Origin of the sequence: Kitasatospora sp. NPDC049258 (genome assembly GCF_040678895.1) — a bacterium.
GTDB lineage: Bacteria > Actinomycetota > Actinomycetes > Streptomycetales > Streptomycetaceae > Kitasatospora.
The window spans coordinates 65,044-87,646 of sequence record NZ_JBFAQT010000013.1 but is presented as its reverse complement, the minus strand read 5'-3'; the positions used below and the strand labels follow the sequence as shown (position 1 = coordinate 87,646).

At 72.6% G+C, this 22,603-nt stretch carries 24 protein-coding genes and 2 tRNA genes; 6 read left to right on the top strand and 20 right to left on the bottom strand.

Features of this window, described 5'->3' with window-relative positions; genetic code table 11:
* Positions 1–99: 99 nt before the first annotated feature.
* From yajC to pgsA, 12 genes are all read right to left on the bottom strand, one after another.
* The gene (yajC, locus tag AB0K43_RS13890) at positions 100–513 is read right to left on the bottom strand and encodes a preprotein translocase subunit YajC (protein ID WP_363639206.1); all 414 of its coding nucleotides are present in this window, start codon (positions 511–513) and stop codon (positions 100–102) included.
* A gap of 201 nt (positions 514–714) precedes the next feature.
* Entirely contained in the window at positions 715–1,809 is a 1,095-nt protein-coding gene (gene ruvB, locus AB0K43_RS13885; RefSeq protein WP_363639204.1) for a Holliday junction branch migration DNA helicase RuvB, read from the bottom strand.
* Positions 1,810–1,874: 65 nt separating this feature from the next.
* Positions 1,875–2,486: a Holliday junction branch migration protein RuvA gene (gene ruvA, locus AB0K43_RS13880; protein WP_363639203.1), complete on the bottom strand. Its 612-nt coding sequence runs from the start codon at positions 2,484–2,486 to the stop codon at positions 1,875–1,877.
* Positions 2,483–3,067: a crossover junction endodeoxyribonuclease RuvC gene (gene ruvC / locus AB0K43_RS13875; RefSeq protein WP_363639201.1), complete on the bottom strand. Its 585-nt coding sequence runs from the start codon at positions 3,065–3,067 to the stop codon at positions 2,483–2,485. The genes ruvA and ruvC overlap by 4 nt, the downstream gene beginning before the upstream one ends.
* Before the next feature lie 115 nt (positions 3,068–3,182).
* Positions 3,183–3,941 carry a YebC/PmpR family DNA-binding transcriptional regulator gene (locus AB0K43_RS13870; protein ID WP_363639199.1) on the bottom strand — a complete coding sequence of 253 codons (759 nt, stop codon included), beginning with the start codon at positions 3,939–3,941 and terminating at the stop codon, positions 3,183–3,185.
* Between the two features lie 78 nt (positions 3,942–4,019).
* On the bottom strand, positions 4,020–4,646 hold the full coding sequence (gene pdxT, locus AB0K43_RS13865; RefSeq protein WP_363639198.1) for a pyridoxal 5'-phosphate synthase glutaminase subunit PdxT: 627 nt from the start codon (positions 4,644–4,646) through the stop codon (positions 4,020–4,022).
* A gap of 93 nt (positions 4,647–4,739) precedes the next feature.
* Positions 4,740–5,651: a pyridoxal 5'-phosphate synthase lyase subunit PdxS gene (gene pdxS, locus AB0K43_RS13860; protein WP_350638556.1), complete on the bottom strand. Its 912-nt coding sequence runs from the start codon at positions 5,649–5,651 to the stop codon at positions 4,740–4,742.
* Positions 5,652–5,781: 130 nt separating this feature from the next.
* Positions 5,782–6,327, bottom strand: coding sequence for a hypothetical protein (locus tag AB0K43_RS13855; protein ID WP_363639196.1), 546 nt, complete (start codon positions 6,325–6,327; stop codon positions 5,782–5,784).
* Positions 6,328–6,338: 11 nt separating this feature from the next.
* Positions 6,339–6,704: an isomerase gene (locus AB0K43_RS13850; protein WP_363639195.1), complete on the bottom strand. Its 366-nt coding sequence runs from the start codon at positions 6,702–6,704 to the stop codon at positions 6,339–6,341.
* Positions 6,705–6,717: 13 nt separating this feature from the next.
* On the bottom strand, positions 6,718–7,899 hold the full coding sequence (locus AB0K43_RS13845) for a glycosyltransferase family 4 protein (RefSeq protein WP_363639193.1): 1,182 nt from the start codon (positions 7,897–7,899) through the stop codon (positions 6,718–6,720).
* Positions 7,896–8,798 carry a phosphatidylinositol mannoside acyltransferase gene (locus AB0K43_RS13840; RefSeq protein ID WP_363639376.1) on the bottom strand — a complete coding sequence of 301 codons (903 nt, stop codon included), beginning with the start codon at positions 8,796–8,798 and terminating at the stop codon, positions 7,896–7,898. The genes AB0K43_RS13845 and AB0K43_RS13840 overlap by 4 nt, the downstream gene beginning before the upstream one ends.
* Positions 8,799–8,806: 8 nt before the next feature.
* On the bottom strand, positions 8,807–9,475 hold the full coding sequence (gene pgsA / locus AB0K43_RS13835) for a phosphatidylinositol phosphate synthase (protein WP_363639192.1): 669 nt from the start codon (positions 9,473–9,475) through the stop codon (positions 8,807–8,809).
* Positions 9,476–9,723: 248 nt separating this feature from the next.
* On the opposite strand from pgsA, the gene AB0K43_RS13830 reads away from it, so the two are divergent.
* A complete protein-coding gene (locus tag AB0K43_RS13830) occupies positions 9,724–11,766 on the top strand; it encodes an elongation factor G (RefSeq protein WP_363639190.1) in 2,043 nt (680 codons plus the stop codon).
* Between the two features lie 30 nt (positions 11,767–11,796).
* Here the strand turns inward: AB0K43_RS13830 and AB0K43_RS13825 are convergent, their stop codons facing one another.
* A complete protein-coding gene (locus AB0K43_RS13825; RefSeq protein ID WP_363639188.1) occupies positions 11,797–12,231 on the bottom strand; it encodes a DUF393 domain-containing protein in 435 nt (144 codons plus the stop codon).
* A 193-nt stretch (positions 12,232–12,424) separates the two neighbouring features.
* On the opposite strand from AB0K43_RS13825, the gene AB0K43_RS13820 reads away from it, so the two are divergent.
* Complete coding sequence (locus AB0K43_RS13820) at positions 12,425–14,065, top strand: hypothetical protein (protein WP_363639186.1); 1,641 nt, start codon at positions 12,425–12,427, stop codon at positions 14,063–14,065.
* Positions 14,066–14,131: 66 nt separating this feature from the next.
* Here AB0K43_RS13820 and AB0K43_RS13815 read toward each other — a convergent pair whose 3' ends face one another.
* Both AB0K43_RS13815 and thrS read right to left on the bottom strand, forming a co-directional pair.
* Positions 14,132–14,692, bottom strand: a complete 561-nt coding sequence (locus AB0K43_RS13815; RefSeq protein WP_363639185.1) for an HIT domain-containing protein — start codon at positions 14,690–14,692, stop codon at positions 14,132–14,134.
* Between the two features lie 79 nt (positions 14,693–14,771).
* Positions 14,772–16,748 (bottom strand): threonine--tRNA ligase, encoded by a 1,977-nt coding sequence (thrS, locus tag AB0K43_RS13810; RefSeq protein ID WP_363639183.1) that lies wholly within the window; start codon positions 16,746–16,748, stop codon positions 14,772–14,774.
* 275 nt (positions 16,749–17,023) lie between these two features.
* On the opposite strand from thrS, the gene AB0K43_RS13805 reads away from it, so the two are divergent.
* Entirely contained in the window at positions 17,024–17,797 is a 774-nt protein-coding gene (locus AB0K43_RS13805) for an exonuclease domain-containing protein (RefSeq protein ID WP_363639181.1), read from the top strand.
* A gap of 81 nt (positions 17,798–17,878) precedes the next feature.
* On the opposite strand, the gene AB0K43_RS13800 is transcribed toward AB0K43_RS13805, so the two are convergent.
* The 3 genes from AB0K43_RS13800 to AB0K43_RS13790 form a co-directional block, all read right to left on the bottom strand.
* Positions 17,879–17,950, bottom strand: a tRNA-Val gene (locus AB0K43_RS13800).
* 194 nt (positions 17,951–18,144) lie between these two features.
* Positions 18,145–18,216 (bottom strand) — tRNA-Val (locus tag AB0K43_RS13795).
* A gap of 64 nt (positions 18,217–18,280) precedes the next feature.
* Positions 18,281–18,709: a TIGR02611 family protein gene (locus AB0K43_RS13790; RefSeq protein WP_363639180.1), complete on the bottom strand. Its 429-nt coding sequence runs from the start codon at positions 18,707–18,709 to the stop codon at positions 18,281–18,283.
* A 195-nt stretch (positions 18,710–18,904) separates the two neighbouring features.
* Here AB0K43_RS13790 and AB0K43_RS13785 point away from each other — a divergent pair, with 195 nt between their 5' ends.
* The 3 genes from AB0K43_RS13785 (at position 18,905) to AB0K43_RS13775 (ending at position 20,788) form a co-directional block, all read left to right on the top strand.
* Positions 18,905–19,318, top strand: coding sequence for an SsgA family sporulation/cell division regulator (locus AB0K43_RS13785; protein ID WP_030056266.1), 414 nt, complete (start codon positions 18,905–18,907; stop codon positions 19,316–19,318).
* Between the two features lie 351 nt (positions 19,319–19,669).
* Positions 19,670–20,239 carry a CGNR zinc finger domain-containing protein gene (locus AB0K43_RS13780; protein WP_363639178.1) on the top strand — a complete coding sequence of 190 codons (570 nt, stop codon included), beginning with the start codon at positions 19,670–19,672 and terminating at the stop codon, positions 20,237–20,239.
* Between the two features lie 48 nt (positions 20,240–20,287).
* Positions 20,288–20,788 carry a DsbA family protein gene (locus AB0K43_RS13775; RefSeq protein WP_363639176.1) on the top strand — a complete coding sequence of 167 codons (501 nt, stop codon included), beginning with the start codon at positions 20,288–20,290 and terminating at the stop codon, positions 20,786–20,788.
* Positions 20,789–20,796: 8 nt separating this feature from the next.
* On the opposite strand, the gene AB0K43_RS13770 is transcribed toward AB0K43_RS13775, so the two are convergent.
* Positions 20,797–21,639: a GNAT family N-acetyltransferase gene (locus tag AB0K43_RS13770; RefSeq protein ID WP_363639175.1), complete on the bottom strand. Its 843-nt coding sequence runs from the start codon at positions 21,637–21,639 to the stop codon at positions 20,797–20,799.
* A 121-nt stretch (positions 21,640–21,760) separates the two neighbouring features.
* Positions 21,761–22,579: an aminodeoxychorismate lyase gene (locus tag AB0K43_RS13765; protein ID WP_363639174.1), complete on the bottom strand. Its 819-nt coding sequence runs from the start codon at positions 22,577–22,579 to the stop codon at positions 21,761–21,763.
* Positions 22,580–22,603: the final 24 nt, after the last annotated feature.

Here is a 22,603-nt window from a genome sequence, read left to right as displayed (position 1 = left end):
GTCCGGCTTGTGGCGGGACGGGGGACACCGGCGCGGGACGGCCGTGAGGTCCTGTTGGCTAGCGGCGGGCTGCCGCTCGATCGGGCACGCCCGACCGTACTACTTGCTCTCGGGGGCCTCACCGTCGGCGCTGCCGTTGCCCGACTTGTCCTTGTCCAGGCTGAGCGGCCTGTCCTCGACGGCCGGCTCGTCGGCGTCGGCCGCGGACTCGACGAGCTCCTCGGCGTCGTCCTCGGCCGGGCGGCCGTTGATGATCGCGTCGTACTCCAGCGGGTCCAGCACGGCCGCGACGGCGCCCTTGGTGAAGTGGGTGACCACACCCGGCGCGATCTCCAGCTCGACGGTCTCCTCGTTGACCGACTTCACCAGCGCGTAGAGGCCGCCGATGGTCCGCACGCCCGCGCCCGGCTCAAGAGCCTGCTGCATGGACTGCTGCTGCGACTGGCGCTTCTTCTGCGAACGGAACAGCAGGAAGATCGCCACGAGCGGGAGGAGGAGGATGATCAGGTTCACAGCCAGGGTCCTTAACAGGCCACCTGCCGAGGCAGCCCATGGTATGCGTCGGCCCATCGGGCGAGAGGGGCGGTCCGGCGGAGTCTAGGCGACCCGCTCTGATCGGACAACGCCAAGCATCGCATCATGCCGCCGAAAGTGGCGACCCTCCGCCTGCACGGATTCCGTCCGGTTCGCTCACGCCCCGATCGCGGCGCCCCCTCAGCCCGAGCTCTTCCCGTCCCACAGCCCGGGCGGCGCGGGGGCCGCCGGCCGCGGCTGCTGGAGCGGCGGGGTCAGACCCAGATGCTGCCAGGCCGCGGCGGTGGCGACCCGGCCGCGGGGGGTGCGGGCGAGCAGCCCTTCACGGACCAGGAAGGGCTCGGCCACCTCCTCGACCGTCTCGGCCTCCTCCCCCACCGCGACCGCGAGGGTGGACAGGCCGACCGGGCCGCCGCCGAACAGCCGCAGCAGCGCGTCCAGCACCGCCCGGTCCAGCCGGTCGAGCCCCCGGGCGTCCACCTCGTAGACCTCCAGGGCCCGGCCGGCGATCTCCCGGGTGACCACGCCGTCATGCCTGACCTGCGCGAAGTCCCGGACCCGGCGCAGCAGCCGGTTGGCGATCCGGGGCGTGCCCCGGGAGCGGCCGGCGATCTCGGCGGCCCCGGCCGGGTCGATCTCCACGTCCAGCAGGGCGGCCGAGCGGTGCACCACCCGCTCCAGCTCGGTCGGGGTGTAGAACTCCATGTGCCCGGTGAAGCCGAAGCGGTCGCGCAGCGGCGGCGGCAGCAGGCCGGCCCGGGTGGTGGCGCCGACCAGGGTGAACGGCGGCAACTCCAGCGGGATCGCGGTGGCGCCCGGGCCCTTGCCGATGATCACGTCGACCCGGAAGTCCTCCATCGCCAGGTAGAGCATCTCCTCGGCGGGCCGGGACATCCGGTGGATCTCGTCCAGGAAGAGCACCTCGCCCTCGGTGAGCGAGGAGAGGATCGCCGCGAGGTCGCCGGCGTGCTGGATGGCCGGCCCCGAGGTGATCCGGATCGGGGCGTTCAGCTCGGCCGCGATGATCATCGACAGGGTGGTCTTGCCGAGCCCGGGCGGGCCGGAGAGCAGCACGTGGTCCGGGGCGCTGCCGCGCCGGCGGGCCGCCTGGAGCACCAGCGAGAGCTGCTCGCGCACCCGCTCCTGGCCGATGAACTCGTCCAGCGCCTTGGGGCGCAGCGCCGCCTCGACCGCCTGGTCCTCGCCGTCGGCGGCCGCCCGCACCAGCCGGTCGGCGGCCAGGCGGTCGGCGGGATCGGGGTCGTACGGGCTCATCGGGGCGGGCTCCAATGTCGACAAGGGGACAGGTCGTCAGATGGCTGAGGCGACGGGACGGGGTGTCAGCGGGTGCGGTTCAGCCCGCGCAGGGCGGCCTTCAGCAGGACCCCGACGTCCGGCACGGCCTGCGCCTCGGCCTCCGGGGCGACGGCGGCGACCGCCTCGTCGGCCTCGCGCGGGGCGTAGCCGAGGCCCACCAGCGCGGCGTGCAGCTGCTCGTGCCACGGCGCGGGGCCGGCGGCGATCGGCTTCTGGGCCGGCACGCTGCCGTGCGGGGCGCCCAGCTTGTCCTTGTACTCCAGCAGCAGCTTGGCCGCCTTGGCCTTGCCGATACCGGGCACCGCGATCAGCGCCCGCTCGTCGCCGCCGGCGATCGCCGCGCGCAGCGCGTCCGGGCTGTGCACCCCGAGCATGGCCTGGGCCAGCCGGGGGCCGACGCCCGGGGCGGCCTGGAGGATCTCGAAGGTGGCCCGCTCGTCGTCGTCCGCGAAGCCGTACAGGGTGAGCGAGTCCTCCCTGACGACCAGTGAGGTGGCCAGCCGGACGCTCTCGCCGAGCCGCAGGCCGGCCAGCGTGGCCGGGGTGCACTGGACGGCCATCCCGACCCCGCCGACCTCGACGACGGCGACGGTGGCGGCGACGGCCGCGACCGGGCCCTGGACGAAGGCGATCATCGGCGGTACTCCTGACGGGCGGCGGGGCGGGCGGTACGGGGGGCGGCGGCCCGGGCCGCGGGGGCGGCCGCGGCGGCCTGGGCGATCGCGGCGGTGAGCCGGTTGGTCGCGCCGCCGCGCCAGATGTGACAGATGGCCAGCGCCAGCGCGTCGGCGGCGTCGGCGGGTTTCGGCGGGGCGTCCAGCCGCAGCAGCCGGGTGACCATCGCGGTGACCTGGGCCTTGTCCGCCCGTCCGGAGCCGGTGACGGCGGCCTTGACCTCGCTCGGGGTGTGCAGGGTGACCGGGATGCCGCGCCGGGTGGCGCAGAGCATCGCGACCGCGCTGGCCTGCGCGGTGCCCATCACCGTCCGGACGTTGTGCTGGGCGAAGACCCGCTCGACCGCCACCAGATCGGGCCGGTGCTCGTCCAGCCACTGCTCGATGCCCTGCTCGACCAGCAGCAGCCGCGGCCCGATCTCGGCCTCCGCGGGCGTGCGCACGACCCCGACCCCGACCATGGTCAGCGGCCGGCCGGGCGCACCGTCCACCACACCGACGCCGCACCTGGTCAGCCCAGGGTCCACACCCAGCACCCGCACCGCAAGCCCCGCCTCTCGTCCGACTCGGGAAGGCTACCGGTCGCCTCCGACAGCCGGACCGACGACACCGGCCCGGCGGTCCGAGCGGACCACCGGGCCGGTGTGCGGGAGGCGCCTACTCGGCGTCGAGCTGGGCCCCGACCTCGTCGCTGATGTCGAAGTTGGCGAAGACGTTCTGCACGTCGTCGCTGTCCTCGAGGGCGTCGATCAGCTTGAAGATCTTGCGGGCGCCGTCGGCGTCCAGCTCGACCTGCATGCTGGGCACGAAGTTGGCGTCGGCCGAGTCGTAGTCGATCCCGGCGTCCACCAGCGCGGTGCGCACGCCGACCATGTCGGTGGCCTCGGAGATCACCTCGAAGGTGTCGCCGAGGTCGTTGACCTCCTCGGCGCCGGCGTCCAGGACGACCTCGAAGACCTTGTCCTCGTCCACGCCGTCCGTCTTCGGGACGATGATGACGCCCTTGCGGTTGAACAGGTAGGACACCGAGCCCGGGTCGGCCATGTTGCCGCCGTTGCGGGTCATCGCGACCCGGACGTCGGAGGCGGCGCGGTTGCGGTTGTCGGTGAGGCACTCGATGAGCACCGCGACGCCGTTCGGGCCGTAGCCCTCGTACATGATCGTCGAGTAGTCGGCCCCGCCGGCCTCGGCGCCCGAGCCGCGCTTGACGGCCCGGTTGATGTTGTCGATCGGGACGGAGCTCTTCTTCGCCTTCTGGATGGCGTCGTACAGCGTCGGGTTGCCCGCCGGGTCGCCGCCGCCGGTGCGGGCCGCCACCTCGATGTTCTTGATCATCTTGGCGAAGAGCTTGCCGCGCTTGGCGTCGATCACGGCCTTCTTGTGCTTGGTGGTAGCCCACTTAGAGTGGCCGGACATCGCCAGCTCCTTTACGTCGCCAGATGGAAATGAACAGAGGAGATCTTACCGGTGTCGTCACCGGCACCTCGCACACGGTCAGCGCGAGCCTTCGAGGGCGCTCTCGACCATGGTGACGAAGTAGGCGTGCACCCGGTGATCACCGGTCAGCTCGGGGTGGAACGAGGTGGCCAGCAGGTTGCCCTGGCGGACCGCGACGATCCGGCTGTCGGGGCCGTCGGCGGCCGGCACCTCGGCCAGCACCTGGACGCCCTCGCCCACCGACTCCACCCACGGGGCGCGGATGAACACGCCGTTGACGGGCTCACCCGCCAGGCCCTGGAACGGGATCGCGGACTCGAAGGACTCGTTCTGCCGGCCGAAGGCGTTGCGCCGCACCGTCATGTCGATGCCGCCGACGGTCTCCTGGTCGTCCCGGCCGTCCAGGATCTTGTCCGCCAGCATGATCATGCCCGCGCAGGTGCCGTAGACCGGCATCCCCGCGGCCACCCGCTCGCGCAGCGGGTCCATCACGCCGAACAGGATCGCCAGCTTGGACATGGTCGTGGACTCGCCGCCGGGGATCACCAGCGCGTCGACCTCGGCCAGCTCCTCGGCCCGGCGCACCGGGCGGGCGAGGGCATCGGCGGCGGCGAGCGCGATCAGGTGCTCGCGGACGTCGCCCTGCAGGGCGAGGACGCCGATCACCGGGTTGTTGGAGGACACGGTTGTTACCCCTTGGGATTTCGGTCTGGGTACGTGGCGCGGCCCGCCGCGCAGTGGAGCCGCGGCGGGCCGACGAGCATGCTGCGGGAGTGGTTACCAGCCGCGGTTGGCGTAGCGCTCGGTCTCCGGCAGGGTGTCGCAGTTGATGCCGACCATGGCCTCGCCCAGGTTGCGGGAGGCGTCCGCGATGATCTTCGGGTCGTCGTAGAAGGTGGTGGCCTTGACGATCGCGGCGGCGCGCTTGGCCGGGTCACCCGACTTGAAGATGCCGGAGCCGACGAAGACGCCCTCGGCGCCCAGCTGGCGCATCAGCGCGGCGTCGGCCGGGGTGGCCACGCCACCGGCGGAGAACAGCACCACCGGGAGCTTGCCGAGCTCGGCGACCTCCTTGACCAGCTCGTACGGGGCGCGGAGCTCCTTGGCGGCGGCGTACAGCTCGTTGTTGTCGAAGCCACGCAGCTTGGCGATCTCGTTCTTGATCTGGCGCAGGTGGCGGACCGCCTCGACCACGTTGCCGGTGCCGGCCTCGCCCTTGGAGCGGATCATGGCCGCGCCCTCGGCGATCCGGCGCAGCGCCTCGCCCAGGTTGGTGGCGCCGCAGACGAACGGCGTGGTGAAGGCGAACTTGTCGGAGTGGTTGACCTCGTCGGCCGGGGTCAGCACCTCGGACTCGTCGATGTAGTCGACACCCAGCGACTGGAGGACCTGGGCCTCGACGAAGTGGCCGATCCGGGACTTCGCCATGACCGGGATGGAGACCGCGGCGATGATCTCCTCGATCATGTTCGGGTCGGACATCCGGGCCACGCCGCCGTCCTTGCGGATGTCCGCGGGGACCCGCTCCAGGGCCATGACGGCCACCGCACCGGCGTCCTCGGCGATCTTCGCCTGCTCGGCGTTGACCACGTCCATGATCACACCGCCCTTGAGCTGCTCGGCCATGCCGCGCTTGACGCGGGCGGTGCCGATCTGCGGCTGGTCTGCGGTGATGGGGGTGGTGGACACGTGAGACCTCACTCGAAGATGAACCAGTGCTATCGCCCTATCGTAGGCCCGAAGAGGCCGTGACCCATGCGCCATCCAGTCCATCGCCACGTTCGGCATACGACAAACAGGCTGGATCCGGCGGCGCTCCCTACGCGGGAGCGCCCTCCGGAGTCAGGGCCACCGGCGGCTCGTCGTCCATCTCGAAGGCCAGTGGGAAGGGCGCCCGGCCCGCCAGCCGGAAGTAGCGAACCAGCCGGTGCTCGCGTACCGCTCGGGCCGCCCGGACCGCGTCGTTGTGGAACCGCCGTGCCATCGGCACCCGGCGGACCGCCGCCGTCAGGTCCTTCACCGCCTCCGCGCCGCCGGGCGCCGCCAGCAGCGCGCGCACCTGCTCGGGCTCCGCGAGGACCGCCCGCAGCGCCAGGCTCAGCTCGCTCTCGGCCACCTCGCGGTGCTCGTCCTCGCTCTGCCGGGCCGCGTGCGAGGCCTCGTAGAGCAGGATCGAGGCCGCCGGGTCCAGCAGCGAGGAGGTGGCCAGCTCCATCGCCACCGCGGCCCGCCGGACCAGCTGGGCGTCCAGCGAGGCCTTCGCCGCGTCGATCCGCGCGTGCAGCCGGTCCAGGCGCCCCGCCGTCCAGCTCAGGTAGACGGCGAACAGCACGACCGCCGCGGCGGCCCAGATCCAGGTAGTCACGGGGCGTTACGCTACCCCGCCGCCGAAACCGACTTCCGGTAGGTCCGCCGGTCCAGCTCCACCACATCGACCGCCAGGTGCAGTTCGACGCCCTCGGCGGGCACCGCGTGCCGCTCCAGCAGGGCCAGCAGCGCCTCGGACAGCGCGCCGCGCCGCTCCACCGTGCGGCCGTCCAGGAAGATCCGGATCTCCAGCAGCAGGACGTCGCGGGCCGGGTCGCCGTCCCCCACGTAGCTCTCCTCGACCCGGCGGAAGCGGGTCTTGCACGCCGACAGGTCGCCACCGATCGTCTCGACCACCAGCGGGTGCAGCTCGGCCGCGAAGGCCCGCCGGTCGAGGTGCACCCGGTCGGAGTGGTCGACGGTGATCTGCGGCACGGGAGCCCTCCTCTCAGTCCCGGCCCAGGCCGAAACGCTCGCGCCACCCGGTGCGCTCGTCCTCGGCGACCGGCGGCATCCCGTCCGTCACCGTCTCGTAGACCGAGAGGATCTCCGCCCCGACGGTGTCCCAGTCGAACCGCCGCACGTGCCGCGCCGCCGCCTCGCGCAGCTCCGCCAGGCGCTGCGGATTGCCCAGCAGCTTCACCGCCGCCCCGGCCAGCGCCTCGGCGTCCTCCACCGGGAACAGCTCGCCGGCCCCGCCGCCGTCCAGCACCTGCCGGAACGCGTCCAGATCGCTGGCCAGCACCGGAGCACCGGCCGACATCGCCTCGACCAGGATGATCCCGAAGCTCTCCCCGCCGGTGTTGGGCGCCACGTACAGGTCCACGCTGCGCAGCAGCCGGGCCTTGTCCGCGTCGGTCACCATGCCGAGGAACTCGACCTGCGCCCGCACCTCGGGGGCCAGGCCCGCCACGGCCTCCTCCTCGTCGCCCTTGCCGGCCACCAGCAGCCGCACACCGGGCCGCTCGGCGAGGATCTTCGGCAGCGCCGCCAGCAGCGTGGGCAGCCCCTTGCGCGGCTCGTTGATCCGGCCGATGAAGCCGATGGTGCCCGCCCCGCCGTCCACCGCCGTGCCCTGCCAGCGCGGATCCGGCTCGGCGTCGGCGAAGAACCGCACGTCCACCCCGTTCGGGATGACCACCGCGTCACCGCCCAGGTGCTCCACCAAGGTCCGCCGGGCGTACTCGCTGACCGCGATCCGGGCGCTCATCTTCTCCAGGCCCGGCTGGAGGATCGGCGAAGCCGCGATCATGGCCCGGGAGCGCGGGTTGGAGGTGTGGAAGGTCCCGACCATCGGACCGGACGCCGACCAGGCGGCCAGCATCGACAGGCTCGGCGAGTTCGGCTCGTGCACGTGCAGGATGTCGAACCGCCCGTCGTGCAGCCACCGCCGCACCCGGGCCGCCGACAGGATCCCGAAGCTCAACCGGGCCACCGAGCCGTTGTACGGCACCGCCACCGCCCGCCCGGCCGACACCACGTACGGCGGCAGCGCCTCGTCGTCCTCCGCCGGCGCCAGCACCGAGACCCGGTGCCCGAGCCCGATCAGGTGCTCGGCCAGGTCGCGGATGTGGAACTGCACCCCGCCGGGCACGTCCCAGTCGTACGGGCAGACGATGCCGATCTTCACTGGCTCCCCCTCACGGGCCGCGGACCGTCCAGATCCGCCAGCCACAGCTTCTGCAGCATGTGCCAGTCCGCCGAGTGCTCCCGGATCCCCTCGGCCCACACATCGGCCAGGGCCTGGACCATCACCCCCGTGCGCTCGCGCCGGTCGCCCTCGGCCGGCACCGCCACCTCCGGGTGGATCTCCGCCCGCAGCATCGGCCCGTCGAACCAGAGCGTCACCGGGAACAGCGCCGCGCCGGTCTGCTGGGCCAGCGCCGCCGGACCGGCCGGCATCCGGGTCGGCTCACCGAAGAAGTCCACCGGGATCCCGGCCGCCGAGAGGTCCCGGTCGCCCACCAGGCAGACCAGCCCGCCCGCGCGCAGCCGCCGGGCCAGCGTGCCGATCACCGACACCTCGCCGCCGGTCAGCGCCAGCACCTCCATGCCCAGACCCTCGCGGTACGCCACGAAGCGGTCGAACAGCGACTCCGGCTTCAACCGCTCGGCGACGGTGGTGAACGGATACCCGCCGGCCGACGCGATCCACGCCCCGGCGAGGTCCCAGTTGGCCATGTGCGGCAGCGCCAGCACGGCGCCGCGCCCGGCGGCCATCACCTCGTTCAGCGCCTCGATGTTCTTGACCGTGACGGCGTCCGCGATCCGCGCCAGGCTCCAGGCCGGCAGCCGGAAGGACTCCATCCAGTACCGCAGGTAGGAGCGCATCCCCGCCCGCGACAGCTCGCGCAACCGGGCCTGGTCCGCCTCCGGGTGCACCCGGGCCAGATTGGCCTCCAGCTGCCGCACGCCCTTGCCCTGCTTGCGCCAGACCGAGTCCGCGATCCGGTCGAACAGCCCGCGGGCCACCGGCTCGGGCAGCCGCTTCACCGCGGCCCAGCCCAGCGCGTAGGCCGAGTCCACCAGCCGGTCCTTCACTCCGCCCCCTCGGCACCGGCCAGCGCCGCGGCCGCCCGCTCCATCTCGATCGACTCCCGGCGCACCGTCAGGATCCGCTGCAGCATCGTCACCAGGCTGCCCACCGCCACCACCCACAGCGCGAACGGCAGCAGCCACTCCACGTACGGCAGGCCGAAGGTGTGCAGACCGGCCACACCCGCCGCGACCAGCGTGATCACCAGCCGCTCGGCCCGCTCCACCAGCCCCGACACGTCCACCGGGAAGCCGAGGCTCTCACCGCGCGCCTTGGTGTACGAGACCACCTGGCCACTGGCCAGGCAGAAGATCGCGACCACGCACAGCAGGTTGTTGTCGCCCGTCCCGGCGTACCACATCGCCAGGCCGCCGAAGATGGCCGCGTCCGCGACCCGGTCCAGCGTGGAGTCCAGGAACGCGCCCCACTTGCTGGAACGCCCCGCCTGGCGGGCCATGTTGCCGTCGACCAGGTCGGAGAAGATGAACAGGGTGATGGTGATGGTGCCCCAGAAGAACTCGCCCCGGGGGAAGAACACCAGCGCCCCCGCGACCGACCCGGCCGTACCGATCAGCGTCACCGCGTCCGGGCTCACGCCCCAGCGCAGCAGCAGGGCGGCGAACGGCGTCAGGACACGTGTGAAGAAGGCACGCGCGTATTTGTTGAGCATGGCCTTCCGGACCGCTCCGATTCTCGGGATTCCGCTCCGAGCCGCTACCGGCACCGGGCGACCGAGCGGATCGTCCCACCCGGCTGGACAATGGTATCCACGCTGCTCGCGCGCTCCGTCGCCCCACGCCCGCGAGCGGGCATTCAGGCCAACTGACCACCGCCCAGGGCAGTTCGGCACCTACGGGACGTGATCGACCCGTCCCCGACAGTAACGGACCAGCGGGGCGCACGGAGGTCTCAGCAGCCATGGCGGACCGCACAGTCACCCACAGCCCGGCCCCCACCGCCGACCGACCCGACCAGCTGCGCAACGTCGTACTGGTGGGCGCCAGCGGTGCCGGCAAGACCACCCTCGCCGAGTCGCTCGCCCTCACCGCCGGCGCCCTCACCAGGGCCGGGACCGTCCCCGACGGCACCACCGTCAGCGACCACGAGGAGATCGAGCACCACCAGCAGCGCTCCGTCCAGCTCTCGCTACTGCCGATCTCCTGGCAGGACACCAAGATCAACCTGCTCGACGCACCCGGCTACGTCGACTTCGCCGGCGAGCTGCGGGCCGGCCTGCGGGCCGCCGAGGCAGCCCTGTTCGTGATCTCCGCCACCGAACCCGTCGGCCCCGCCGTCCTCGCCCTGTGGCGCGAGTGCGCGGCCGCCGCCATGCCCCGGGCGGTGGTCCTCACCCACCTCAACGCCGCCCGGATCCGCCTCGACGAGACCCTCGACGAACTCCGCCGGACCCTCGCCGACGGCCGCACCGACACCCTCCTGCCCCTGCACCACTACACGCTCACCGACGGCCACCTCACCGGCTCCGTCGACCTGCTCACCGGCGCCCGCACCGGCCGACCCGACGAGACCGGCGACCTCACCGAGGAACGGGCCCGGCTGGCCGAAGCCATCGCCGGCGAGGACGACGAACTGCTGGGGCGCTACCTGGCCGGCGAGGAACTCGACACCGCGGCCCTCACCGCCGCGCTCCGCCGCGAACTGCGCCAGGACACCCTGCACCCCGTCCTCGCCACCGCCCCGCCGGCCGACCCCGGCGGCCCCGCCCCCGGCGCCACCGAACTGCTCGACCTGATCGCCGCCGCCTTCCCCTCCCCGCTCGACCGCGCCGACGACCTACCGCCCTGCGACACCGACGCACCGCTCGCCGCCCAGATCGTCCACACCGGCGAGGACCCGTACGTCGGCCGGCTCAGCCTCACCCGGATCTACGCCGGCACCCTGCGCCCGGACACCACCGCCCAGCTCCCCGGCCACCCCGACGAACGCGTCACCGCGCTCAGCTGCCCGTTCGGCCGCCAGCAGCGCCCCGTCCCGCACGCCGTCGCCGGCGACCTGGTCTGCCTCGCCAAACTCACCGCCGCCCGCACCGGCGACACCCTCACCACCGGGCCGGACACCCTGCCGCCCTGGCCGGTGCCCGAGGCGCTGCTCCCGGTCGCCGTCGAGGCGCACAGCAAGGCCGACGAGGACCGGCTCTCCCAGAGCCTGGCCAGGCTCGCCGCCCAGGACCCGGCCCTGCGCGTCGAACAGAACCCGGACACCCACCAACTCGTGCTCTGGTGCACCGGCGAGGCGCACCAGGCCGTCACCCTGGACCGGCTGCGCACCCGCTACGGCGTGCACGTCGACACCGTGCCCTACCGGGTCGCCCTGCGCGAGACCTTCGGCTCCCGCGCCGAGGGCCACGGCCGGCACGTCAAGCAGTCCGGCGGCCACGGCCAGTACGCGATCTGCGACCTCACCGTCGAGCCGCTGCCCGGCGGCGGCTTCGAGTTCGTCGACCACGTGGTCGGCGGCTCGGTGCCGCGCAACTTCATCCCCTCGGTGGAGAAGGGCGTCCGGGCCCAACTCGCCCACGGCGTCCTGTCCGGCTACCCGGTCACCGACATCCGGGTCACCCTCACCGACGGCAAGGCGCACTCGGTCGACTCCTCCGACGCCGCCTTCCAGACCGCCGCCGCGCTCGCCCTCAAGGAGGCCGCCGGGCACGCCAAGGTCCAGCTGCTCGAACCCGTGGACGAGGTCCAGGTGCTGCTGCCCGACGAGTACCAGGGCGCCGTGCTCAGCGACCTCTCCGCCCGGCGCGGCCACGTCCTGGGCACCGAGCCGGGCGGCCCCGGCCTCAGCCTGGTCCGCGCCGAGGTCCCCGAGATCGAACTCACCCACTACCCCGTCGACCTGCGCTCGCTCTCGCACGGCACCGGCAGCTTCTCGCGCAGCTACGTCCGGCACGCACCGATGCCGGGCGCCGTCGCGGCCCGCTACGAGCGCGCCTCCTGAGCACCCCCGGGGCCGCCCCGCCGCCTGCCCTCAGGAGTGCCCGCGCCGCGGCAGCGCACAGGCCGCCGTGCCACCCGGCAGCTGGTGCCGGTGGCGGGCCGTGAAGCGGTAGACCGCCGCCGCGAGCGGGCGCACCGGCGCCAGCGTGAGCACCGCGCCCAGGTACGCCCAGGCGCCCCCCGACCGCAGCAGCAGCCGGGCGGCCGCCTGCGCGCCCCCGTACACCGCGCCGGACGGCGTCACCCAGAGCACCTCCCGCTCGGCCCGCTCCGCCGTGACCTGGCCCCGGCCGCCGGCCCTGGCGTCCAGCCCCGGCAGGTCGGCGAACTGGAACGGCACCGCCGCCCAGCCCCCCGAGGACAGGCTCGCCCTCAGGTAGCGCTCCGCGAAGTTCACACAGGTGGTGCAGAAGCCGCAATCGCCGTCGAAGACCAGCACCGGGTCCCGTGAAATGTCCTCAGCCATGCCCCCGATCCTGCCGCATCGGAGCACCCGCCGAAGACAACCGATCACCCGAGGATCGAAGCGCGCCGCGAACGAGCAGCATCCTGACGGGATCGGCGGTGGCCGAGATGTGACTGCGGTTCAGACGATCATCCACGCGAGCAGGCGGCGGCACGGTAACCTGCCGCTGACAAGGGGAGGAGGGCCTGCCACAGTGAGCCAGCTCGACATGACCCCGGGTGCGCAGATACCCCGGACGGACGTCGGCAACCAGACCGCGGTCACCCAGGCGCTCTCCTCGGCCGCCTACCGCGACGCGCCGTACTCGGCGCTGGGCGACCTCACCGGGGTCAAGGTCAAGGAGGGCAAGTTCGCCCTGTTCCGGCCGAGCGCCGGCGAGGCCTTCAGCCGCGCCCTGCTCGACCGCACCCTGCCGCCCAAGCGCAACCCGCTGGTGCCCTCCTTCGGCACCGACGTGCGGATGGTGGTCGAGCACTGCCTGGCCGCCCAGGACCTGCGCGACGCCCGGGACAAGCAGCTCAGCACCGTCACCCTGCTGTGCGGCGGCCTGTTCCTGCCCGGCACCCTGATCTGGCTCGCCGCCTACCAGGTCCGCGCGCACTTCGCGAAGGCCGGCTCGGCACGGGACGGCTTCTTCGGCACCCTGGCCCTGCTGGTGGCGGCCGGCCTCGCCGTGCTGCTGGCCGTGCGGCCGCCGGTCGGCGGGCTGTGGAGCCTGTACTTCCGGATCATGATGCTCGGCCCGGTGCTCGGCTGGTTCCTGGCCAAGCGGATCGCGCTGCGCTCCACCCTGGAGCAGCGGGCCCGCTGGAGCGGCCTGGTCGAGGGCAGCGCGGTCGCGGCCACCGTGCCCAAGGCGGTGCCCCGGGACCACCTCGACAAGAAGGCCACCGAGCTCAAGGGTTCGCTCGACCGGCTGACGGCCGAGCAGGAGACCAACGTCCAGCACTACGCCGGCACGAAGGGCGTCCTCGGCGTCGGCGCCCGCTGGGCGAACTGGGACCTCTCCGAGGACCTCCGCCCGGCCGAGGGCCACGAGGACTTCCGGGTCTTCCACATCTACGACCTGGCCCGCAAGATCGCCGACCGGCTCGGCTCCCTGGCCACCAGCGAGATCCCGAACGGCGCGATGCCCCGCCCCGCGGTCCACCAGTGGGTGGTGCAGGACATCCCCGAGGGCGCGGACGAGATCGGGCGCCCCGGCGGCAGCGAGATGGACGGCTACCGGATGCGTGACTTCGCCATCGGCGAGGTCGCCAACCGGCAGACCTACGGCACCGATCTGCGGCACCGGATCGCCGTCCAATTCGTGCTGCACAAGGGCCAGTTGGTGGCGACCATGCTGGTCGACATCTCGGTGCTGCACAACAACCTGCGGGTCAGCGTGACCGGCCACGCGCTCGGCCCGATCGCCGGGTACTTCACGGCGAAGCCCAAGCCCAAGGAGAAGAACATCCCCAAGACGGTCCGGTTCTGGGAGGAACAGACCGTCCAGCTGTCCCTGGTGGACAACGACGAGGTGGTCCGGCAGGCCGTCCGCGCGCCGTTCATGCGGGTCCCCACCCTGCTCACCTGGCTCGGCGGTTCGATCGGCCTGCCCGAGCCGTTCAGCCTGCGCGCCTCCTGGGCGGACAAGACCTGGCCCAGCCGGTTCAAGTCCGACGACGTCATCCAGGGCGCGACCCCGGTGGTCAACGTGATCCTGGCCGCGACCATGGACTTCCTGGAGGAGCACGACGTCAGCGTCGACCGCTTCACCAACCGCTCCAACATCATGAAGTCCGAGATGCAGGGCGCCCGTCCGTACCACGCGGACCGCTACGACGCCGGCTGACCGGCGGCGCACGACCGAGGGCCGACCCCGATCCCCGGGGCCGGCCCTCGGTCGTAGCGCGTCGCCTCAGCCCTGCGGCCAGAGGTCGGCCAGCATCTTCCGGGTGTCGGCGAGCAGCTGCGGCAGCACCTTGGTGTGCCCCACCACCGGCATGAAGTTGGTGTCCCCGCCCCAGCGCGGCACCACGTGCTGGTGCAGGTGGGCGGCGATCCCCGCACCGGCGGCCGCGCCCTGGTTCATCCCGATGTTGAAGCCGTGCGCACCGGCGGCGGCCCGCAGCGCGGTCATCGCGCGCTTGGTGAAGTCGGCCAGCTCGACCGTCTCCGCCTCGTCCAGATCGGTGTAGTCGGCCACGTGCCGGTACGGGACCACCATCAGGTGGCCGCCGTTGTAGGGGTACAGGTTGAGCACCGCGAAGACCGAGCCGCCGCGGGCGATGATCAGCCCGTCCTCGTCGCTGAGCCCCGGGATCGAGCAGAACGGGCAGCCGTCGTCGGGGGCCGGCCCGGTGGGCTTGTTCTCACCCTGGATGTACGCCATCCGGTGGGGGGTCCACAGGCGCTGGAAGCCGTCCGGCTCCCCCACGCCCTGCTGCAGTTCCGGCTCGCTCGTCATGCTGATCAGCATAGGCGCCGCGGCCCGCCGGGAAACCAGTGCGGGGCAGACTCATGACGAGCCTGCCCCGCGCCGGGTCACACCTGCCCGGTCACACCTGGATGCGGCGCTCCACGGCGTCGACGATCTCGGCGACCGCCTCGGCCACCGGGACGCCGTTCTTCTGCTCGCCGTTGCGGTAGCGGAAGGAGACCGCGCCCGCCTCGACGTCGTCGTTGCCCGCGATCAGCATGAAGGGGACCTTCTGCTTCTGCGCGTTGCGGATCTTCTTCTGCATCCGGTCGTCCGAGGCGTCCACCTCGACCCGGATGCCGTGCCTCTTCAGCTCGGCCGCCACCTCCCGCAGGTACGGGATGTGCTCGTCGGTGATCGGGATCCCCACCACGGTGACCGGGGCGAGCCACGGCGGCATGGCGCCGGCGTAGTGCTCCAGCAGCACCGCGAAGAAGCGCTCGATCGAACCGAACAGCGCCCGGTGGATCATGACCGGCCGCTGCCGGTTGCCGTCCGAGCCCTGGAACTCCAGCTCGAACCGCTGCGGCAGCTGGAAGTCGACCTGGATGGTCGACATCTGCCAGGTCCGCCCGATCGCGTCCTTGGCCTGCACCGAGATCTTGGGACCGTAGAACGCCGCGCCGGCCGGGTCGAGGACCAGCTCCAGCCCCTGCTTCTCGGCGGCCGCCCGCAGGGTCTCGGTGGCCTCCTCCCAGTCCTCGTCCGACCCGATGAACTTCTCCGGATCCTTGGTCGAGAGCTCCAGGTAGAAGTCGTTCAGCCCGTAGTCGCGCAGCAGGTTCAGCACGAAGGTGAGCAGCGAGTCCAGCTCGTCGGCCATCTGCTCGCGGGTGCAGTAGATGTGCGCGTCGTCCTGGGTGAAGCCGCGGGCCCGGGTCAGGCCGTGCACGACACCCGACTTCTCGTACCGGTACACGGTGCCGAACTCGAAGAGCCGCAGGGGCAGTTCGCGGTACGACCGGCCGCGCGAGCGGTAGATCAGGTTGTGCATCGGGCAGTTCATCGGCTTGAGGTAGTAGTCCGTCTCGCCGTCGAGCTTCATGGGCGGGTACATGCCGTCGGCGTACCAGTCCAGGTGGCCGGAGAGCTCGAACAGGGTGCCCTTGGTGGCGTGCGGCGAGTAGACGAACTCGTAGCCGGACTCCTCGTGGCGCTTGCGCGAGTAGTCCTCCATCACCCGGCGCATCACGCCGCCCTTGGGGTGGAAGACGGCGAGGCCGGAGCCGATCTCCTCCGGGATGGAGAAGAGGTCGAGCTCGCTGCCGAGCTTGCGGTGGTCGCGCTTGGCGGCCTCCTCCAGGAACTCCAGGTGCGCCTTGAGCTCGTCCTTGGTCGGCCAGGCGGTGCCGTACAGGCGCTGGAGCTGCGGGTTCTTCTCGCTGCCGCGCCAGTAGGCGGCGGCCGAGCGCATCAGCTTGAAGGCCGGGATGTTGCGGGTGGACGGCAGGTGCGGGCCGCGGCACAGGTCGCCCCAGCACACGTCACCGGTCTTCGGGTCCACGTTGTCGTAGATGGTCAGCTCGCCGGCGCCGACCTCGACCGAGGCGCCGTCCTCGACCGAGGCGCTGCCCTTGAGGCCGATCAGCTCCAGCTTGAACGGCTCGGCGGCCAGCTCCGCGCGGGCGGCCTCGTCGGTGACCACCCGGCGGGAGAACTTCTGCCCGCGCTTGATGATCTCCTGCATCCGCTTCTCGATGGCCTTGACGTCATCGGGGTGGAACGGCTTCTCGACGTCGAAGTCGTAGTAGAAGCCGTCCTTGATCGGCGGGCCGATGCCGAGCTTGGCCTCCGGGAAGATCTCCTGCACGGCCTGCGCCATCACGTGCGCGGTCGAGTGGCGCAGGATGTCCAGGCCGTCCTTGCTGCCGATCGCGACCGGCTCGACCTCGTCGCCCTCGCCCACCTGGTAGGCGAGGTCCTTCAGCGCACCGCCGACGCGGGCGGCGATGATCGAGCGGTCGTCGGCGAAGAGATCGGCGGCGGTAGTGCCCGTGGTCACCACGCGCTCTTCCCGATCGGGTTCGCGGTTGATGATGATCCGGACGTCGGTCACCGGTCTCTCCTGACATCTGTGTGCCACAGCACTCTGCTGCGCACCCCCGATGGTACCGAGCCGTGACCGGCCGCCGTGCACCGATATCACCCCGCCGCCCCAGTGAGCACACCCTCACCCTGGGTGAGGCACCCCCGCTCCGCCGGGTCGCGCCGAACCGGGATTGAGTGGGCGTCAACTGCGGTATCACCTCTGCGTAACGCCGCTGGGCGCGGCGCGCCACCGGTCCTCGGCGGCGCGCGGCGCCCCGCCAGGTGGCACCGTGAGGGGCAGTCATGGAGCAGTCAGGGCACTGGTACGAAGGTCCGCTCGCCTCGTTCGACACCGAGACCACCGGCGTGGACGTCGAGTCCGACCGGATCGTCTCCGCCGCCCTGGTGTTCCAGCCCGCCCCCGGCCTGCCGGTGCGGACGGTCGGCTGGCTGGCCGACCCGGGCGTCCCGATCCCCGACGGCGCCCGCGCGGTGCACGGCATCAGCGACGAGCAGGTGCGCGCCCACGGCCGCCCGGCCCGCGCCGTGGTCGGCGAGATCGCCCGGGCACTGGCCGAACAGGCCGCCGCCGGCGTCCCGGTGGTGGTGATGAACGCGCCGTACGACCTGACCCTGCTCGACCGCGAGCTGCGCCGGCACCGCGGCGGCTCGCTGTCCGAGGCGCTGGCCGGCGGCGAACTGCTGGTGCTGGACCCATGGGTGCTGGACAAGCACGTGGACCGCTACCGCAAGGGCCGCCGCACCCTGACCGACCTGTGCGCCCACTACGACATCAGCCTGGTCGGCGCGCACGACGCCGCCGCCGACGCGGGCGCCGCGCTCCAACTGGTCCGGGCGCTGGGCTCCCGCTTCCCCGACCGGATAGGCGCACTGGCCCCGCCCGAGCTGCACCTGCGCCAGGCGGTCTGGCACGCGGCCCAGGCCCGTGGCCTGCAGCGCTGGTTCGACCGCTCGGGCACCCCGGAGCAGGTGGACTTCGCCTGGCCGCTGCGGCCGGCCCGCTGCACCTGCGGCCACCGGCTGAGCGCCGACCACCGCTGTGACCTGGCGGCCTGAGCGGGGCGAGCGGCCCGGATCGACCGGAACAGCAGTCAGGCCCCGACCAACTGGTGGTCGGGGCCTGACTGTTGTGCTCGGTGGGCGATACTGGGATCGAACCAGTGACCCCTTCGGTGTGAACGAAGTGCTCTCCCGCTGAGCTAATCGCCCGGGCAACGAGAAGAAGACTAGCACTACTTGGCCACAGGTCTCCAATCGCCTTCCGCCGGCCCCGGCCGACGCCCCCACAGATCCCCCTGTGCACCTGCCTGGTGAATAGGCATCAGGAGTTGCGGGATATCGGGAAAGGCGTAGGGCCCCGGCCAATGAATGGCCGGGGCCCTACGCCTTACTGTGCATTCCGGTGGGCGATACTGGGATCGAACCAGTGACCCCTTCGGTGTGAACGAAGTGCTCTCCCGCTGAGCTAATCGCCCGGGTGCAGGGAAAACATTACCCCATCTGCCGGGGTGCTCCGAACACGCCCGGAGCCCCCTGCGGCTACCAGGGCATCGCCAGCCCGTAGCGCCACAGGTACCAGCCGGCCGCCGCGGCGATCAGCACCAGCACGAGCGCGGTGAGCGCCAGGTTGCGCCGGCGGACCTTCGGGTCCATGGCACGGTGTGCCGCCTCGGCCACCTTGCGCCTGGTCCAGCGCAGGACCCGCTGCGCCCACACGAACTCGGTCGCCCACACGCCCATGCCCAGCAGGATGACCACCCAGCCCGGGCCGGGCAGCGGCAGCAGCACGACCCCCAGCCCGACCACCGCCAGCCCGGCCAGGAAGACGATCACCCGCCAGGTCCGGTGCAGCGCCGGCGAGCGGCGGATGAACGCCGGCGCCCTGGACCCGGCCGGCCGCCCGGCACCGTCGTCCGGGGCGCTCGCGGTGACCGTCTCCACCCGTTCCTTGTCACTTCGCACAGACATGCCGCGAAAAGTACCCGAGTTCCGGGCCCGACGGGGCCGGGCGGGGTGCCCATGGCGATTCCGCAATGCGCCGGAAGGGGTACGACTCGCACCTGAATCAGGACAGACGGGTTTACAGCGGGCTTAGAGGTGGGATGGTCCGTTCGCCGACGTGCGATTCCCCGAGCGCACACTGAGCGAAAGGCCCTGGCGCTTATGAACACCACGGTCAGCTGCGAGCTGCACCTGCGCCTCATCGTGTCCAGCGAGTCCTCACTGCCCGTCCCCGCGGGCCTGCGCTACGACACCGCCGACCCCTATGCCGTGCACGCGACGTTCCACACCGGTGCCGACGAGACCGTTGAGTGGGTGTTCGCCCGTGACCTCCTCGCGGAGGGGCTGCACCGACCCACCGGCACCGGCGACGTGCGGGTGTGGCCCTCGCGCAGCCATGGACAGGGGGTGGTCTGCATCGCCCTCAGTTCTCCGGAAGGAGAAGCCCTGCTGGAGGCCCCGGCACGTGCGCTCGAGTCTTTTCTCAAGCGCACCGACGCCGCCGTGCCACCCGGTACCGAACACCGTCACTTCGACCTGGACCGGGAGCTGTCCCACATCCTCGCCGAGAGCTGACCCCGACCGAGGTGCCCGCCGCCTGCGAGCGGCAGGGTGATCCTCACCGCGTCCGTCCAACTCGGGGGCACGGACGCTGCACCGGCCGCTGCACGCGGCCCGGGGCCGGCCCAGAGCGAGGAACATGATCCGCACCGCACCATCGAACACCCAGCGGAGCACGCGTCCACGGCGCGGCCACCACCCCTGACCGGGTGAGGGTCGCGCCGTCGTCGTCGGCGCGCGCCCCGGGCGGCGGCCGGAATGTCGCGTACGCGCCCGTTCACCGCCGGGTGACGGTGGCTGCCGGTAGAGTCACGGGTGATGACCGACGCGGGTGGCACCGGCCCCCGCCGCGTGAGGAGCCCCCACGTGCTGATCACCCATGACACCGAGTGCGCGCTGAGCATTCTGGTCGAGCTGCTCAACACCGCGCCCGAGGCGTGCGGCGCCGAGCAGCTGCCCGATGTCGCGGCCCTGTCCGCGTTCGTGGTGGGGCAGGAGATCAGCGAGATCGACTCCCTCACCCCGGCCGACCTGGCCGCGGTGCAGGCGCTGCGCGGAGAGCTGCGCGCGGTGTTCTCCGCCGAGACCACCGATCACGCCGCCGAGCTGGTCAACGCACTGGTGGCGGCCGCCGGCACCACGCCCCGGCTGACCAACCACGACCACCACGGCTGGCACATCCACTACTTCGCCCCGCACGCGGCCATCGGCGACCACCTGGCGGCCGAGCTCGGGATGGCGCTGGCCTTCATCGTGATGGCCGGCGAGCGCGAGCGGCTGCGCCGCTGCGAGGCACCGGACTGCGCCCGGGTCTTCGTGGACCTCTCCCGCAACCGCTCCCGCCGCTACTGCGACAGCCGGACCTGCGGCAACCGGCTGCACGTGGCCGCCTACCGGGCCCGGCAACGCTCGGCGGAGGCCGTCACCGCGGGCTGATCCGCCGGGTGGCCGGGCCCCGCGCACCCGGGTGGGAGACTGGGAGCCATGACCGACGCCTCCCTCCCCCGCCTCGAGCTCTGGTGCGAGCTCCAGTGCCCGGACTGCCGCACCGCCCTGGACGACGTACGGGCGCTGCGCGCGCGGTACGGCGACGCGCTCGCCGTCGAGCTGCGGCACTTCCCGCTGGAGAAGCACAAGCACGCCTACGCGGCGGCCGAGGCCGCCCAGGAGGCCTTCGACCAGGGGCGTGGCTGGGAGTACGTGGAGGCCGTGCTGGGCCGGGTCGAGGAGCTGGACCGGGGTGGCCAGAAGTTCCTGGTCGCGGTCGCCGAGGAGCTCGGTCTGGACGCCGAGGAGCTCGACCTGGCGCTGATCGACGGCCGGCACACCCTGCTGGTCGACGCCGACCAGGCCGAGGGCAAGGCGATCGGTGTCAGCGGCACCCCCACCTATGTGATCGCCGGGCAGCGTCTGGACGGCGGGAAGAGCCAGGACGGGCTGCGCGAGCGGATCGTCGAGCTGATCGAGCAGCACCGGGCCGGCTGAGCGGCCGCTCAGTACAGCTGCTTGCCGAGCACCCGCAGGGTGACCCGGTAGCCGAGCGAGCGGTAGAGGGCGGTGGCGACCTCGTTGTGGCTGAACACGTTCAGCCCGAGGTGGTGGACGCCCGCGGCCAGGCATTCGCGCTCGGCCAGCAGCATCAGGCTGCGGCCGTGGCCCTCACCGCGCCGGCCCTCCGCGACCTGCACCACCATGACCCAGGCCAGCGGGCTGCCGTCCGGCAGCGTGGACTGTCTCAGCGCCACCCAGAGACTGCCCAGGACGGCGCCGTCGGTGCCCCGCAGCTGCCGCAGGGCGACTCCCTCGGTGGCCTCCCGCCGGGGCAGGACCTGCTCGTGGTCGGCGTCGGACTTGGCCCGGGCCTGGGCCTCGGTCAGACCGGATCCGAGCAGGTCGGCGAGGTAGCCGGCCTCGGACTCGGCCAGCCAGTCCTCGTACTCGGCCGGGCCGATCCGGTCCACCCTCAGGCTGCCGGGCAGCAGTGGCGCGACGTCCAGCCGCTTGGCCATGTTGCGCATCCGCTCGGTGTAGCCGAGCATCCGGGCCAGCCGCAGCGCGGCGGTCGCCCCGGTCGGCACCGCGACGTCCAGCCGGGTGCAGCCCCAGCCGCGCAGCACCTCCTCGGCGGCCAGCGCGCCGATGGTGGCCCGGCCCCGGCGGCGGCCCTCGGTGACCTCCAGCTCGGAGATCTCGCCCCACCACTGCGGGCCCCGGGGCAGCGCCGTGGTGCGCAGGCCGCCGACCGGCCGGCCGTTGACGCAGATCTGCCAGCGCCGGCTGCGGCCGCCGCCGGGCCAGGAGTGCTCGGCGCCCTCGGGGCGCAGGGTGGTGGTCATGAGGGCTCCCTTCCCGGTGGGAGCCCGGTTCTACCCCGCGTACGGCGGGCCGGCTCGGCGGGGTGCCCGGCGGTCGAGGTCCCGAGGGCGCTCAGGCGTCCACAGGCGTTCTCAGGCGTTCTCAGGGGTCGAGGTCGTCCGCGCTGCGCTCGGCGAACTGGGCCATCGCCTTGAGGGTGACCGGGCCGGGGCCGGGCAGCTCCCGGTCGTCGATCCGGACGACCGCCTGGACGTCGCGCAGCGTGGAGGTCAGGAAGACCTCCTCGGCCGCCAGGAGCGCCTCGAAGGGGAGGTCCCGCTCCTGGGCGCCGGTCCAGTCCACGGTCAGCTGCCGGGTGATGCCGGCCAGGCAGCCGGAGGCCAGGGTCGGGGTGACCAGCTGCCCGTCGACGACCAGGAAGACGTTGGATCCGGTGCCCTCGCAGAGCAGGCCCGCGGTGTTGGCGAACAGTGCCTCGGAGGCCCCCGCGCGGTGGGCGGCGGCGAGGGCGACCACGTTCTCGGCGTAGGAGGTGGTCTTCAGGCCGGCGACGGCGCTGTGCTCGTTGCGGCGCCAGGGGACGGTGACCACGGCGGTGGTGTCGGGCCGGGGCTTGGCGGCGCCGAGGGCGGCGACCAGGCTGGGCGGCTGGTCGCCGCGCTCCGAGCCGAGCGGGCAGGTGCCGCCGGTGTAGGTGATCCGGAGCCGGCCGAGCGGCATCGGGTTGGCGCGCAGGACCTGCTCGCAGGCCTCGCGGACCTCCTCGTGGTCCGGGTCGGGCAGGCCCAGGCCCCGGGCGGAGCGGGTCAGCCGGTCGAGGTGGCGGGTGAGGGCGAAGGCGCGGCCGTCGACCGCCTTCACGGTCTCGAACACGCCGTCGCCGACGGTGAGTCCGTGGTCGAGCACGGAGAGGGCGGCACGCTCGCCGTCCGCCAGGGATCCGTTGACCCAGATCTTCATCGGGCGCTGCTCCTCGGGGGTGGG

What these genes read in the sequence shown, in the direction of transcription:
- ruvB (WP_363639204.1), bottom strand. Translation starts at nt 1,809, where the DNA reads ATGAGCCCGTACGACCCCGATCCCGCCGACCGCCTGGCCGCCGACCGG.
- ruvA (WP_363639203.1), bottom strand. Translation starts at nt 2,486, where the DNA reads ATGATCGCCTTCGTCCAGGGCCCGGTCGCGGCCGTCGCCGCCACCGTC.
- AB0K43_RS13870 (WP_363639199.1), bottom strand. Translation starts at nt 3,941, where the DNA reads ATGTCCGGCCACTCTAAGTGGGCTACCACCAAGCACAAGAAGGCCGTG.
- pgsA (WP_363639192.1), bottom strand. Translation starts at nt 9,475, where the DNA reads ATGCTCAACAAATACGCGCGTGCCTTCTTCACACGTGTCCTGACGCCG.
- AB0K43_RS13830 (WP_363639190.1), top strand. Translation starts at nt 9,724, where the DNA reads ATGGCGGACCGCACAGTCACCCACAGCCCGGCCCCCACCGCCGACCGA.
- AB0K43_RS13825 (WP_363639188.1), bottom strand. Translation starts at nt 12,231, where the DNA reads ATGGCTGAGGACATTTCACGGGACCCGGTGCTGGTCTTCGACGGCGAT.
- AB0K43_RS13815 (WP_363639185.1), bottom strand. Translation starts at nt 14,692, where the DNA reads ATGCTGATCAGCATGACGAGCGAGCCGGAACTGCAGCAGGGCGTGGGG.
- AB0K43_RS13805 (WP_363639181.1), top strand. Translation starts at nt 17,024, where the DNA reads ATGGAGCAGTCAGGGCACTGGTACGAAGGTCCGCTCGCCTCGTTCGAC.
- AB0K43_RS13790 (WP_363639180.1), bottom strand. Translation starts at nt 18,709, where the DNA reads ATGTCTGTGCGAAGTGACAAGGAACGGGTGGAGACGGTCACCGCGAGC.
- AB0K43_RS13785 (WP_030056266.1), top strand. Translation starts at nt 18,905, where the DNA reads ATGAACACCACGGTCAGCTGCGAGCTGCACCTGCGCCTCATCGTGTCC.
- AB0K43_RS13775 (WP_363639176.1), top strand. Translation starts at nt 20,288, where the DNA reads ATGACCGACGCCTCCCTCCCCCGCCTCGAGCTCTGGTGCGAGCTCCAG.
- AB0K43_RS13770 (WP_363639175.1), bottom strand. Translation starts at nt 21,639, where the DNA reads ATGACCACCACCCTGCGCCCCGAGGGCGCCGAGCACTCCTGGCCCGGC.
- AB0K43_RS13765 (WP_363639174.1), bottom strand. Translation starts at nt 22,579, where the DNA reads ATGAAGATCTGGGTCAACGGATCCCTGGCGGACGGCGAGCGTGCCGCC.